The sequence below is a fragment of the Mogibacterium kristiansenii genome (assembly GCF_029224645.1).
Taxonomy (GTDB): Bacteria; Bacillota; Clostridia; order Peptostreptococcales; family Anaerovoracaceae; genus Mogibacterium_A; species Mogibacterium_A kristiansenii.
Map to the genome: position 1 here is coordinate 98,790 of NZ_JAQXUZ010000021.1, position 13,793 is coordinate 112,582.

The 13,793-nt window shown below is 49.2% G+C and carries 11 protein-coding genes and 1 tRNA gene; 5 read left to right on the forward strand and 7 right to left on the reverse strand.

From position 1 onward, the window contains the following. Positions 1-65 precede the first annotated feature (65 nt). Positions 66-157, forward strand: a tRNA-Ser gene (locus PUE40_RS06375). Positions 158-237: 80 nt separating this feature from the next. Here PUE40_RS06375 and PUE40_RS06380 read toward each other — a convergent pair. Further along, entirely contained in the window at positions 238-501 is a 264-nt protein-coding gene (locus PUE40_RS06380) for a hypothetical protein (protein ID WP_277672243.1), read from the reverse strand. Positions 502-938: 437 nt separating this feature from the next. Here PUE40_RS06380 and pepF point away from each other — a divergent pair, with 437 nt between their 5' ends. The 3 genes from pepF to PUE40_RS06395 are packed head-to-tail and all read left to right on the forward strand — an operon-like array spanning position 939 to position 4,526. Beyond that, entirely contained in the window at positions 939-2,738 is a 1,800-nt protein-coding gene (gene pepF, locus PUE40_RS06385) for an oligoendopeptidase F (protein WP_277672244.1), read from the forward strand. A gap of 31 nt (positions 2,739-2,769) precedes the next feature. Beyond that, positions 2,770-3,585 (forward strand): NAD(+)/NADH kinase, encoded by an 816-nt coding sequence (locus PUE40_RS06390; RefSeq protein ID WP_154553614.1) that lies wholly within the window; start codon positions 2,770-2,772, stop codon positions 3,583-3,585. 29 nt (positions 3,586-3,614) lie between these two features. After that, the gene (locus PUE40_RS06395) at positions 3,615-4,526 is read left to right on the forward strand and encodes an RluA family pseudouridine synthase (protein ID WP_154553615.1); all 912 of its coding nucleotides are present in this window, start codon (positions 3,615-3,617) and stop codon (positions 4,524-4,526) included. Between the two features lie 47 nt (positions 4,527-4,573). Here PUE40_RS06395 and PUE40_RS06400 read toward each other — a convergent pair whose 3' ends face one another. Continuing rightward, a complete protein-coding gene (locus PUE40_RS06400) occupies positions 4,574-5,401 on the reverse strand; it encodes a DUF975 family protein (RefSeq protein WP_277672245.1) in 828 nt (275 codons plus the stop codon). Between the two features lie 87 nt (positions 5,402-5,488). Between PUE40_RS06400 and PUE40_RS06405 the strand changes: the two genes are divergently transcribed. Next, entirely contained in the window at positions 5,489-6,127 is a 639-nt protein-coding gene (locus PUE40_RS06405) for a thiamine diphosphokinase (RefSeq protein ID WP_154553617.1), read from the forward strand. 127 nt (positions 6,128-6,254) lie between these two features. Here PUE40_RS06405 and pheT read toward each other — a convergent pair whose 3' ends face one another. The 5 genes from pheT to ilvA all read right to left on the reverse strand — a co-directional run bounded on the left by pheT (position 6,255) and on the right by ilvA (position 13,785). Beyond that, on the reverse strand, positions 6,255-8,678 hold the full coding sequence (gene pheT / locus PUE40_RS06410; protein ID WP_277672246.1) for a phenylalanine--tRNA ligase subunit beta: 2,424 nt from the start codon (positions 8,676-8,678) through the stop codon (positions 6,255-6,257). Between the two features lie 18 nt (positions 8,679-8,696). Continuing rightward, positions 8,697-9,734, reverse strand: coding sequence for a phenylalanine--tRNA ligase subunit alpha (pheS, locus tag PUE40_RS06415; RefSeq protein ID WP_154553619.1), 1,038 nt, complete (start codon positions 9,732-9,734; stop codon positions 8,697-8,699). A 152-nt stretch (positions 9,735-9,886) separates the two neighbouring features. Beyond that, positions 9,887-11,905 carry a sodium-translocating pyrophosphatase gene (locus PUE40_RS06420; RefSeq protein ID WP_277672247.1) on the reverse strand — a complete coding sequence of 673 codons (2,019 nt, stop codon included), beginning with the start codon at positions 11,903-11,905 and terminating at the stop codon, positions 9,887-9,889. Between the two features lie 122 nt (positions 11,906-12,027). Continuing rightward, complete coding sequence (secG, locus tag PUE40_RS06425) at positions 12,028-12,261, reverse strand: preprotein translocase subunit SecG (RefSeq protein WP_154553621.1); 234 nt, start codon at positions 12,259-12,261, stop codon at positions 12,028-12,030. 309 nt (positions 12,262-12,570) lie between these two features. Continuing rightward, positions 12,571-13,785, reverse strand: coding sequence for a threonine ammonia-lyase (ilvA, locus tag PUE40_RS06430; RefSeq protein WP_154553622.1), 1,215 nt, complete (start codon positions 13,783-13,785; stop codon positions 12,571-12,573). Positions 13,786-13,793 lie beyond the last annotated feature (8 nt).

Below are 13,793 nucleotides of genomic sequence, written 5' to 3' on the forward strand. Positions count from 1 at the left end.
ATATCAAAAATTTCTTGCAAAAGGGTTCCGCTTGTGCTAACATTATAAAGCTATGATTGAAATATGGAGAGGTACCCAAGAGGCTGAAGGGACTGGCTTCGAATACCAGCAGGCGGGTAATTCCCGTGCGGGGGTTCAAATCCCCCTCTCTCCGCCATGCCCTGCGTGTGCAGGGCTTTTTTATAGGGAATTATTATTCCATCTTTCGCCATCGTTCCGCTCCTTTCGTTCGCTGGTCTAATTTAAGAACTCTGGTACATCTTCCGGCTTAACTGGCTCGGGTGAACCTGCATACACCCATAAAACATGCTCTTTTTCTTTTCCGTGAACATATATGAAATTATCTCCTACAACCTTGTAGACTGCTGGGATTCCGTGGAAAACTGGTTCTTCATGGTCTTGTACATAATAATTATCATAAACGTTCTTGAAAATGCTCTTTACCCCCGGTAGAAAATTCTGCTCTTCGTACCATTTTTCTAGTCTTTCTGCGTCTGTCATTTCTTTCGCTCCTTCATGATTCCTCCGGCATATCTTACATAGGAAGCTTATCTTCTAATTTTAATATATGGCTATTCATTTTTCCATTTTTTGCAAGCATTTTCATGAATCCTTTACCGGTAAAATTGATATTTGCAGATCCGCAAACTTTACCTAGGAAGTAACGCTTGCGATGATCGGAACGCAGACGCCGTGCAGCATTGAAAAAGGCAGAAATTAGAGTGGCCGCTGGGTCGGATTGTGAAGTTGGTGTGAAACGTTATGCAGATTGGGTCTGAATTTCCGAAAATGCACAACACTTCACGGGATCTTCATAATGCATGAGATGACATACCGTCTTCCTCTCTCTTATTTTCTATTAATTTTTCCCGGGAAAAATGATATACTGAACTAGATATCCCGAGGGATTTCACTATACACATACGAAAGGATTTACTATGAATCAGGAAATTAAAAATCGGGAGGATATTGCCCCTTCCTATAAATGGAATATTGAAAAGATGTATCCGGATGAGTCCAAGTGGGAATCCGATCTGAAAGAAGCTTTGGAAGCGGCAAACGCCATTGCAGAGCTTCAGGGTCACCTGACGGAATCCCCGGAGCAGCTTCTGCATGGGCTGAATCTGTATGCGGCTGCCACACGGAAAGCGGAATACGCATTCGTCTATTCCAGAATGAAGCATGATGAAGACAACGGAAACTCCAAATACACCGGCATGAATAACAAAGCTATGTCGGTATTGGCGCAGCTGTCTTCGAAAACGGCTTTCATCATTCCGGAGATTCTCTCCGCACCGGAGGGCCGCATTGAAGAGTTCGTTGAAGCCAATGATGAGCTGAAACTGTATCGATATATGCTGGAGACCATTCTCCGAGGCAAGCCTCACACCCTTTCTGCGGCAGAGGAGCGAATTATTTCCTCCCTGAGCGAAGCATTGGATGCACCGGATGAAGCCTACTCCATGCTGACGGATGCGGATATGACTTTCGGTACCGTAATGGATGCCGGCGGAAACGAAATTCCGTTGACCCACGGCAACTTTATCACCCTGATGGAATCGGAGAATCCGTCGGTTCGGAAGGCTGCCTTTGAGACCCTGTACCGCCGATATCGGGAATACAACAACACGATTTCTACGCTCTATAATTACAACGTAAAAAAAGATGTGATACTGTCCGGATTGCGGAACTACTCTTCCGCCCTGTCGGCCGCCCTCTCTCCGGAGAACATCCCGGAAAGCGTGTATCACAATCTGATTCACGCCGTGCACGAGGCGCTTCCGGCAATGCACCGGTACGTGGCGGCTCGAAAGAAGGCGCTGAAGCTGGATTCGCTCCACATGTATGATGTGTACACGCCGCTGGTCTCCCTTCCGGAGAAACATTACACCTTTGAAGAGGCAGTGGACATCGCTTGCGAAGCACTGAAGCCTCTGGGAGAAGATTACGTCTCCACCCTGCGAACCGGAATTCTGGAAGAGCGCTGGGTGGACATTATGGAGAACAAGGGAAAGACTTCCGGTGCTTACAGCTTCGGAGTATATGACAGCGATCCGTACATCCTTATGAATTTCAAAGGCACTTTGAAGGATATCTTTACCTTGGTGCACGAAGGCGGACACTCCATGCACTCCTGGTATACCCGGAAGACGCAGCCGTATATCTACGGCGAGCATTCTATTTTTACGGCGGAAGTGGCCAGCACGGTGAACGAAACGCTGCTCATCCACTATCTGCTGCAGAATACGGATTCCCCGGAGATGCGGAAATACCTCATCAATTTCTATATTGACGAGTATAAGTCCACCCTGTTCCGCCAGACGATGTTCGCGGAATTTGAGTGGAAAGCGCATCAGATGGCAGAAGCCGGCGAACCGCTGACAGCAGAGCTTTTGGACAGCACCTATGAGAAGCTGAACCAAGAATACTTCGGACCGGATATGGATTCCGACGAATTCATCCAATACGAATGGTCCCGGATTCCCCACTTCTTCCGCTCTTTCTACGTGTTCCAATACGCCACCGGATATTCCGCAGCCAATGCACTGGCGAACCGGATTCTCACGGAAGGGGCACCGGCAGTTGCGGACTATCGGAAGTTCCTCACCTTGGGGGATTCCATGGATCCAATCGATTTGCTGAAGATTGCGGGCGTGGATATGAGCACGGAAGAACCGGTGAGAAGCGCACTGGACACCTTCGCCCGGTTGGTGGATGAACTGATTCGGGAAATCTAAGAAAAGTACTCAGTAAAAAGGAGAAAATGGGATGAAAAAACTGGATCGAAAGAAAATATACATCTATCAAAATGATGTACCGAAATCCTACGAGGCGCGTCAGCAGTTCACCGATGAGGTGACGAAGCGTGGCTACACCATCGTGGATTCCTACGATGAAACCGTGGGGCTGATTACCTGCATCGGCGGAGACGGGACCTTTCTGCGGTTGGTACACGCCTGCGATTTCCCAACCAGCCCGATTATCGGCATCAATACGGGGCATCTGGGATTCTTCCAGGAAATTCTGCCGGAGGATATTTCCGGCTTCCTGGATTCCTACGAGAAACAGGAATACACCCTGCAGAGTATCTGGCCCATCGATGCAATCATCGACACGGTGAACGGAACCTATCAGCTTCGGGGCGTGAACGAAATCGTCATTCGAGGTCCTCACACCCACCTCACCCACCTGGGCATCGAAATCGACGGTTCCCTGGTACAGGAATTCTACGGAGACGGGCTGCTGGTTTCCACCTCCATGGGATCCACCGCCTACAACTATGCTTTGGGCGGTGCCATCATTCCTCCGCAGCTGGATGCGCTGCAGATCACCCCAATCGCACCGTCCAACACCAATGCTTACCGATGCTTTCGTTCCAGCATCCTCTATCCGGCCAACATGACCATGCGTATGACGCCGATTAAGCGGAGCTGCGGCGACACGTTGGAAATCATCGTGGACGGCTTCGACTACCTCTACGAAGAGGTGCAGAAAATCACCATCAATCGTTCCGGCGCCGGCCTTCATCTGGTTCGGTTCCACGATTACAACTATTGGACGAAGCTGAAGAGCAAACTTCTATAACATCAAAGGAATTATATAGGAATAAAAATATGTCAAATTACAGTCATAGGGTAACCGAGGAAGAAGAACGGGAGGATTTGACCATTAATCAAATTCTTCGCCGCAATTTTAAATTTTCCAGCCGCTTCAAGACCAAGATTAAGTTTCAGAAGCTGGTGGATCTGAACGGAGAGCAGTCTCCCGGATATTTAAGACCTAAGGCGGGAGATGAAATTGTGGTTCGCCTTCCGGAGGAAACCAGCGATTTTCCCATGGAAGATATCCCCGTTTCTCCCTTGTATGAGGATGAAGATATCCTGATTATCGACAAGCAGCCGGGCGTAACGGTGCACCCCACCAAGGGACATCCCAGCCACACATTGGCCAACGGCATCATGAAATACATGCACGATACGGATCAATCCTTCAAGATTCGCTTTGCCAATCGCCTGGATATGGATACCAGCGGAATCGTTATTGTCGCAAAGAACGCCAACTCGCAGAACGATATTTCCCACCAGATGCGGAATCAGACCACGGTGAAGAAATATCGGGCGGTCGTATTGGGAGATATAAAAGAAGAATTCTTTACCATCGACCTTCCTATTGGCCGTCCGTTCGAGGATCAGGTGCAACGCAGCGTCATGGCGGAAGGCGGAAAGGATGCGGTAACGGATGTACAGGTCCTGGAACACTTCGGAGACCGCTATACCCTGGTGGAGTTGACGCTTCACACGGGAAGGACCCATCAGATTCGGGTACACCTGTCCCACATCGGGCACCCCATTGCCGGCGATCAGCTGTACGGCGGGGAAGATCCTCATATTCAGCGGCAGGCGCTTCACTCCTGTTATCTGAAATTCCTCCATCCCATGAGCCATGAGCCTTTGGAAATTCAATCCAAGCTGCCGGAAGATATCCAAAGATGCATTACGGAAATCAAAAACGAGTCCGAACATTAATCGGGCTCGTTTACTCATATATGCGATAGTTCTTTTTAGGAAATATTCTAAAGCGATCCGATCTCGCGGAAGAAGTCTTCCCCTCTGTATTTGAAATTCTTGAAGCTGCCGAACCGAAGGAGTTCGTAGAATACCGTTCGGCCCATGCAGAAGCTGCTCATGGCCATGAAGTACGGAATCTGCAGCAGGTAGAAAGTCAACATCCCGTTGATTCCGTCCACGCTGACCGTTCCGTTGCCCACCAAAATATAGGACGGCAGGTAGCTGGCGAAAACCAGAAAGAAGTAAGTCAGGTCCAGTCGGAACAGGGTGAGCTTGTTCCCCACCATCATCCGGCGGCTTTCCCGCAGGCACTCGATCACGCTCCGCTTCTCATCTTCTGCCAGAAGATAGTATGCCTGACTGTAGGCGTAATTCACCACGATTCCCGGGAAAAAGAAGCACATGAATCCCAGGGCGGTCAGCAAATAACGAATGACGCAGATTGCGGTTGCCCGGAAGTACACGGAAAATCCTTCGAATACCAATCGCGGAATCACTAACCGATTCCGCAGTGCAGACAGGGAATATACCGCCCGTCCAAGTTCAAAGGCACCGCTCATCAGAAGCACGTAGAAAAACAACACCACGGGGATCTGTGGCATGGCCACGGACTTCTGAATTTCCTCCGGCAGGTTGGACATGGGAATGACCATGTATCCCGATGGGAAGTACCGGCTGACGACATTAATTAATATATCCGAAAAAAAGTAATATACGAAAATCCCGATAAAATAAATCCACCAGTAGCCGTTCAGGTTCATGGAAGCGGCCTGACGAATTCGCATGGGATTCGTTCGAATTCTGAAATAAGAATGTTTCTGTTCTTCGCTCATTTCAATTCCTTTCATTTGCAAATAGACTATCGGATATTTTATAATAAATGATATAAAATATCAAGTAAAAGCGAAAAGGAGAACATCATGCAAAATACCTGCTTGATCCTATTATCTTACATGGAATGTGTCACCCCGGATATGGCTCAGGAACTGGCGGAATCGGCGGATTACATCATCGCGGCGGATGGAGGTCAGAACCGAGCTCGGGAATTCGTACTGCAGCCGGACTGCGTCATCGGCGATTTCGACTCCACTACCCTGAACGAAGATTTCGACTGTCTCTACATCACCTACCCGGCGGAGAAAGACCTTACCGATACAGAGGCGGCGCTGACCCACGCTCTGGAAAAAGGCTGCCGAAACGTAATCCTCTTGGGCGGCATGGGCGGTCGGCTGGATCACACAATGGGAAATATCGGCCTTCTGGACAAATACTACAGTTCCTTCGACCACATGGAATTCATCGACGGCAAAAACAGAATGGAACTGCTGAAGGATTCCGGCCGCACGTTGAAGCGAGATGCGCGGTATAAGTATTTCGGCCTCGTCTCCTTGAATGCAGAGGCTTCCGGAATCGATATCCGCGGTGCCAAATACGAATTGACTGGAGCATCTCTGGAGCGGGCATCCACCCTAGGAGTAAGCAACGAATTCAGTGAAGACACGGTGGAGATTTGCGTCCGGGAAGGAACTCTGCTGATTGTTCGCTCCGCCGACCGGTAACGTTTGCAGTTTCAATATCTGAATTTCAATTCAAAAATCGGATAACCGTAGCATCATCGCTATGATTATCCGATTTTATTTTTACGAAATCTCTCAGGAACTTAAAGCTGAGAATCGTCCGTGCGTACTATTCCTCTCGAAGAGCGGCACCGCACTTCTTCTGCAGAGACTTCATGACTGCCGCCATCTTCTTGTCAATCTGCTTGGAGGTCATGGTGCTGTCATCGTTACCAATCCATACGCGGAATACCAGGGACTTCTTTCCTTCCGGAATCTGCTTTCCGCGGTACTCTTCGATGAATTCGTACTTCTTCACCATGTGACGAATCGCTTCCGATACATCATGCCACTTAACGGACTCATCTACCAGAATGGACAGATCCTGTTCTACCAGCGGATACTGCGGCAGATGGTGGAACTCGTTGGTTCTGGAGTTCAGCGGAATCATTTCATCGAAGTTCAGTTCGAAGAATGCGACCTGAGTTCTGCTGATTCCGGCCGCGTTCATGGCCTGAACGGATACCAGTCCCAAAGAACCGATGTTCTTACCCTTGTGGAATACGTTCAGATACACCTTGTCGTCTGCCCAGGATGGCTTTTCTTTCTGCTTGAAGGTGAGATCCTCCATGTGGCAGAAGCGGGACATGGATTCCAGAACACCCTTCACGTCAAAGAAGTCCTTCTTCGCATCTCTTCCCACAATAATTCCGGAGAGCAGTTTCTTGTGAACCGGCAGGATTTCCTCTTCGCAGGATTCGTGATATTCACCCTTGTGGAATGTCTGTGCCATTTCGAACACTCTGAATTCATCGTAGTATCTCAGGTTCTTTACCGCCGCTTCCAGCATGCCCGGAATCAGAGACTGACGCAGAATGGCCAGTTCCGGTGCCGGCGGAGTTGCCAGTCGAATGGCTTCCGATGTGTCAATCTTTGCCGCCTGAATATACTTTTCATCAATCCAAGGATAGGTGAAAATCTCGTTGAAACCGCAGCGGAATGCCAGGTACTCACGGATTTTTCTGTCCAACTGTTCCTTCGGCTGACGAACCGCATGCTCGAAGTTCACCGGCAGAGGCTTCATTTCGAAGTTCTCGTAGCAGTAAACTCTGGCAATGTCTCCCAGTACGTCGTCCTTGACGCTGACGTCGCCGGTGGAACGATAGGTCGGAACCACGCAGTGATAGGTGCCGTCGGTCAGGGTAACATCATAGCCCAAACGCGTGAGGATGTCCAGAATCTCTTCCGACGGAAGTGCTTTACCCAGACGTACGTCCAGGAACTCCTGAGTGACGTCAATTTCGTTTCTTGTAGTCGGAGTCGGATCCACATCGCCGAAGGCAACGATTTTGCTTTCCGGGAAAATCTCGCGGAACAGCTTAGCGGCCATTGCAATACCCTGATCCACACGCTGAGTATCCAGTCCCTTCTCGTAACGGATGGAGGCATCGGTTTTTTCGTCAAAACGCTTTCCGGTCTGGCGAATCGTTCCCGCAGTAAAAGTAGCTACCTCGATTACCACACCGGTGGTTTCCGGCAGAATGGAATCCTTGATGCCGCCACGAATTCCCGCCAGAGCCATCGGATCGTGCTCATCGCAGATGACCAGGTCCTCTTCGGTAAGATCCAGCAGTGCGTGATCCAGCAGAGTCAGCTTCTCATCCTTCTTCGCATTTCGAACGATAATATGGGAACCGTCTACGTGAGTGCGGTCGAAACCGTGTGTCGGCTGTCCCACGGACAGCATGATGTAGTTGGTGATATCCACGATCGCATTGATTGGGCGCATGCCGGCATTCAAGAGTGCAGTCTGCATCCAGATTGGCGCCGGTTTCTCACATACGTTTTCAATCTCCAAGGCCGCATATCTCGGGCACTTTTCCGGGGATTCCACATCAATGCGGTATTCCGGCAGGTCTTTCGGCAATTCGGCTTCCGGCAGCGGCTTCAGCGGGCATTTGTAAATGGCCGCCAGTTCTCTTGCGATGCCGTAATGACCCCACAGGTCCGGACGGTTGGTAAGGGATTTGTTATCGATATCGAAAACAACGTCGTTCATGCCGATGATTTCGGAAACGTTCTGGCCCACTTCGCAATCTACGTCGCTGAGGTCGACAATCATGTGCTCATCTTCCAGCGGGAAGTAGGATTCCAGATACACTTCCGTCGCACCACAAATCATTCCGTAGGAAGGAACGCCTCTCAGTTTGGATTCCTTGATTTTTACCAAAGAATCTTCGCCATGCCAGAATACTTCCGCACCCGGCTTAGAGACAACCACCATCTCCCCTTCGTACAGGTTGGAACCACCGCAGACAATCTGCTTCGGCTCGTCCTCGCCGCATTCCACAATGCATACCCGGAGCTGGTCGGCATTCGGATGTTCTTTTACTTCCAGAATTTTACCCACAACGATATCGTGGAACTTCTCAGAAGTGTCAATGACATCCTCTACTTCTACGGTTCTCATGGTTAAGTCGAAAGAAATCTGCTTCGGCGTCAAATCTTCCGGCAAATCGACATATTTTTTTACCCAATTTAATGATACTTTCATGCTAATTTCCTCCCTTTACTACTTGAACTGCTCAAAGAATCTGAGATCGGTGCTGTGGAAGAAACGAACATCATCGATACCATATCTCATCATAACAAAACGGTCCAGTCCGATGTTGGTGTAGAATCCGGTGTATACGTCCGGATCCAGGCCGGCTGCACGGACAACGTTCGGGTTGATGACACCGCCCGGAGCCACTTCAATCCAGCCGTTCTGATTGCAGACGCGGCAGCCCTTGCCGTGGCACACCTGGCATTCCATGTCAATTTCATATCCCGGTTCGGTAAATGGGAAGAATCCTTCTCTCATACGAACATTCACCTTGCGTCCGAATACCTTCTCCAGCAGAGCCTGAATCATTACCTTGCCGGAGGAGAAGGACAAATCCTTGTCCACAATCAGCGCCTCATATTGATAGAACGCTCTCTCGTGACGGGCATCCGTATTCTCGTTACGGTATACACGACCCGGATATACGAAACGTGCCGGTGCGCCGTGTTCCCTCAGATAACGAACGGAACCGCCGGTGAGGTGTGGACGGAGGCAAAGTCTCTCCGCCCCCTGTTTGTCCTCGGTACCCTCAATCCAATAGGTATCCATAGACTGTCTTGCCGGATGGTCCGGTGGGAAATTCAGATTATCAAAGGCGAACAATTCGCTGCTGATATCATCTTCACTAAATATTTCAAAGCCCAAGGAGAGAAAGGCATCGTTCAAGTCATACTGCATCTGCGTAATCGGATGGAGTGCACCCTGGCTAACAGCGTTTCCAGGTAAAGTCAAATCGATTTCTTCGTCAAGTGCACTCTGGTTCTCAACGATCTCATCTTCTCTTTCTTGAATTTTCTCAGCGAAGTGATTCTTAATCTCATTCGCTCTCATTCCAACGGTTTTTCTCATTTCCGGTTCCAGAGAGCCCAGGCTCTTCAGTACGGCCGTCAGTTCCCCCTTCTTTCCGGTCAGTTCCCGGCGAACTTCCTGAAGCTGATCCAGAGTTTCGGTCTCTTTGATCTTCTTCAGACCCAGTTCTTTAATTGATTCTAATCTCTCTAGCATGACTTAATCCCTCCTTGTAGTCTGCTTAATATAATTACCGTAGTATTTTATCATTAAAAATTGTTCAAATCAACAATTTATCTCAATAAAAACAGCCGGTGCACGCCAAAATGCACCGGCCTATATACGTATTACTCAAATAAAAACAATTCTTATTTGAACAGGATTCCACCGTACTGTACGAACAGCGGTGCGAACACCAGGGATACGATGGTCATCAGCTTGATCAGGATGTTGATGGACGGACCGGAGGTATCCTTGAACGGATCGCCGACCGTATCACCAACGACAGCCGCCTTGTGGCTTTCACTTCCCTTTCCGCCGTATACACCGCTTTCGATGTACTTCTTTGCGTTATCCCATGCACCACCGGCATTGGCCATCATGATAGCCAGGAGTACGCCGGAAGCCAGAGCACCTGCCAGCAGTCCGCCCAGGGATTCGGTTCCCAGAAGCAGTCCGATTGCAACCGGTGCGACGATTGCCAGGATTCCCGGAGCAATCATCTCGTGAAGTGCTGCGGAAGTGGAGATATCTACGCAACGCGCATAATTCGGCTTGGAAGTTCCTTCCATGATTCCCTTGTCCTCACGGAACTGTCTTCTAACTTCTTCGATCATCTGGTTTGCAGCCTTACCGACGGAGCTCATGGTCATTGCAGAGAATGCGAATGGCAGCATTGCACCGATGAACAGACCAACGATTACCATCGGATCCAGCAAGCTGATCTGCTGCAGTTTCGCGGTGGTTGCGAAGGAAGCAAACAGTGCCAGTGCGGTGAGCGCAGCGGAACCGATTGCGAATCCTTTACCGATTGCAGCGGTGGTATTTCCAACGGAATCCAGTGTATCGGTGATATGACGTACATCTTCCGGAAGTTCGGACATCTCAGCGATACCGCCGGCGTTGTCGGAAACCGGACCGTATGCATCAACTGCAACGGTCATTCCGGTAGTGGACAGCATACCTACGGCAGCCAGTGCAATACCGTACAGGCCGGCAAAGTTGTATGCTACAATGATGCCGACAGCAATGAACAGAATCGGCCAAATGGTGGACATCATACCAACGGACAGTCCGGAAATGATGGTGGTAGCAGAACCGGTCTGAGACTGTTCTGCAATGCTCTTAACGAACTTGTGTGCATCAGAAGTATAAATTTCAGTGAGCTGACCGATGATAATACCAACCAGCAGACCGGCGATAATTGCCCATGCATAGTTCAGAGATCCCAGCATATTCTTGCTGAGGAATACGGAAGAGATAATTACGATAATACCGCTGACATAGGTTCCCATGTTCAGAGCCTTTGCCGGGTTCACGTTGTCGCCGCCGCGTACTGCCAGGATTCCCAGTACGGATGCAATCAGACCGATTGCGGCAATCAGCAACGGGAACAGCGCAGCAGTTGTTTCGTTGAAGATGGACATCTCACCGGACTCATTTACGGCAACAGCAGCCAAAGTAACGGCAGAGATGATGGATCCAACATAGGATTCAAACAGGTCGGAACCCATTCCGGCAACGTCACCTACGTTATCACCTACGTTGTCGGCAATAACCGCAGGGTTTCTCGGATCGTCTTCCGGGATACCGGCTTCTACCTTACCAACCAGGTCCGCACCAACGTCTGCAGCTTTGGTATAGATACCACCGCCCACACGGCCGAACAGCGCCATGGAGGAAGCACCCAGTCCGAAACTGGTTACACACTGCTGGATAGTTGCCATGTCCAGAACAACGAATACGACACCCAGTCCCAGGAGACCCAGTCCGGATACGCAGAGACCCATTACGGCACCGGAGCGGAACGCAATCTGAAGCGCACGCGGCATACCGTGAGTCATCGCAGCGTTTGCAGTACGAACATTTCCTTTTGTCGCAACGTTCATACCGAAGAATCCTGCCAGTACGGACAGCAGCGCACCAACTACGTACAGCACTGCGGATATCCAGTTAATGCAGAATCCGATAACAACGAAGAGAACCGCAATAACCACAACCATGGTCTTGTATTCTCTCTTGAGGAATGCCATTGCACCCTCGTGAATAAATCCGGCTATTTCTTTCATTCTGTCGTTGCCGGCGTCCGCTTTGCTTACCCAAGATGTCAGGCAAAAAGCAACAAGCAGGCCCACCAAGGCGCAGACAGGAGCAATCCATAAATTCATGTAGCCTCAAACCTCCTTAAAAAACAATTTATAGTAATAATATTTAACAATATTATGAGGCACTTTTAAAAGTGCCTCATAATATGTCTATCATGTTAAAAAGTGCGAGAAACCGCAGTCAACTAGTTGAACAATGTAACAATTGCCAAAGCTGCAACGATATAAACCACTGCCAACACAACGGTAATTCGTGCCAGAATGGAATCATATCCTCTGCTCTTTCTCTTTCCGAACAGCTGCTCTGCACCGCCTGCAATCGAACCGGACAGACCGGAGCTGTTGCTGGACTGCAGAAGAATCGCAATAATCATCAGCACACTTACAACTAAAAGAATCGCCATAAGCACGGTATGCATATTCACCCCCCCTTCAACACTATGTACTAGCTAAAAAATTACTCATGTATACTAACATTATATTGAACGCTTGTCAACAATAAGATTATCCATATGTTGATATTTCAAGGTTTACAGCCGCTATTACTTGTTTTTGATAATAATTCGCACCGCAATATTTGTTTGTGGAAATAAATAAAATGGAAATTTATTGTTATTTTTCAATAATGTTTTTAATTCAGTACAAAGTGAAAAAGCAATTCAAAAGGCGTTCCCGAAGGTTCGCCTTTTGAAGTATCTTATCTCGTCATTCTAATTGCTATAAAAGCATTACATCATGATGCCCGTTTCTACCGTTTCATCAAAGCCGTGGGCCTTTAATGCGTTGATGATTTTCTGTTTATGCTCCGTTCCGAAGGCCTCGATGGTCACCTTCAGTTCCACCTTGTGGTTTCGGTCCACGCTGACGAACTGATTGTGCTCCAGCTTGACCACGTTGCCCTGCGCGTCCGCAATGGTCTGCGCTACGCGAACCAGCTCGCCCGGCTTATCCGGCAGCATGACCGATACGGTAAAAATACGATCCCGCATAATCAGACCGTTCTGAATGATGTTGGAGATGGTAATGATATCCGTATTTCCGCCGCTCAGAATGGATACCACCTTCTTTTCTTTGAAATCCAGGTGCTTCAGTGCCGCAACGGTAAGAAGTCCGGAATTCTCCACGACCATCTTGTGATTTTCCACCATATCCAGAAATGCCACTACCAGTTCATCGTCCTCTACGGTGATTACCCGGTCCACGTTCTTCTGCAGATACGGGAAAATGCTTTCACCCGGCGTTTTTACCGCCGTGCCGTCCGCAATGGTTTGGATGTGTTCCATGGTGCGAACTTCTCCGGCCTCCAGAGACCGCTGAAGGGAGTTGGCACCGGCCGGTTCTACGGCAATAATCTGAACATTTGGTTTCAGCAGCTTTGCCAGAGTGGACACGCCGGTAGCAAGTCCGCCGCCGCCCACCGGAATCAGGATGGCATCCACCAGCGGGAGTTCCTTGATAATTTCCATGGCAATGGTTCCCTGTCCGGTAGCCACGGTAAAATCATCAAACGGATGGATAAAGGTCATGCCCTCTTCTTCCGCCAACTTCTTCGCATAGGCAGCCGCCTCATCATATACATTGCCGTACAGAACAACGGTCGCTCCATAACTTTCGGTGCGGTTGACCTTAATCAGCGGTGTGGTGGTTGGCATAACAATGGTGGCTTTGCATCCAAAGGCTTTTGCCGCATATGCCACCCCCTGGGCGTGGTTTCCGGCAGATGCCGCTACCAGGCCTCGACTTCTCTCTTCATCGCTCAATGTGCTGATCTTGTAATACGCACCGCGAATCTTATATGCGCCGGTAAGCTGCATATTTTCCGGCTTCAGATATACTTTGTTACCGCACATTTCCGAAAAGTAATCGCTGTATACCAGGTTGGTGGGACGAACAACCTTCTGGACAATTTCCGTTGCTTGTTCAAAATCCTTTAGTTCTAGCATGCCATCCT

Bases quoted from the DNA above. Each gene is read 5' to 3' on its own strand.
- PUE40_RS06390 (WP_154553614.1), top strand. From the start codon at position 2,770: ATGAAAAAACTGGATCGAAAGAAAATATACATCTATCAAAATGATGTA.
- ilvA (WP_154553622.1), bottom strand. From the start codon at position 13,785: ATGCTAGAACTAAAGGATTTTGAACAAGCAACGGAAATTGTCCAGAAG.
- PUE40_RS06380 (WP_277672243.1), bottom strand. From the start codon at position 501: ATGACAGACGCAGAAAGACTAGAAAAATGGTACGAAGAGCAGAATTTT.
- pepF (WP_277672244.1), top strand. From the start codon at position 939: ATGAATCAGGAAATTAAAAATCGGGAGGATATTGCCCCTTCCTATAAA.
- PUE40_RS06420 (WP_277672247.1), bottom strand. From the start codon at position 11,905: ATGAATTTATGGATTGCTCCTGTCTGCGCCTTGGTGGGCCTGCTTGTT.
- pheT (WP_277672246.1), bottom strand. From the start codon at position 8,678: ATGAAAGTATCATTAAATTGGGTAAAAAAATATGTCGATTTGCCGGAA.
- PUE40_RS06400 (WP_277672245.1), bottom strand. From the start codon at position 5,401: ATGAGCGAAGAACAGAAACATTCTTATTTCAGAATTCGAACGAATCCC.
- PUE40_RS06405 (WP_154553617.1), top strand. From the start codon at position 5,489: ATGCAAAATACCTGCTTGATCCTATTATCTTACATGGAATGTGTCACC.
- pheS (WP_154553619.1), bottom strand. From the start codon at position 9,734: ATGCTAGAGAGATTAGAATCAATTAAAGAACTGGGTCTGAAGAAGATC.
- secG (WP_154553621.1), bottom strand. From the start codon at position 12,261: ATGCATACCGTGCTTATGGCGATTCTTTTAGTTGTAAGTGTGCTGATG.
- PUE40_RS06395 (WP_154553615.1), top strand. From the start codon at position 3,615: ATGTCAAATTACAGTCATAGGGTAACCGAGGAAGAAGAACGGGAGGAT.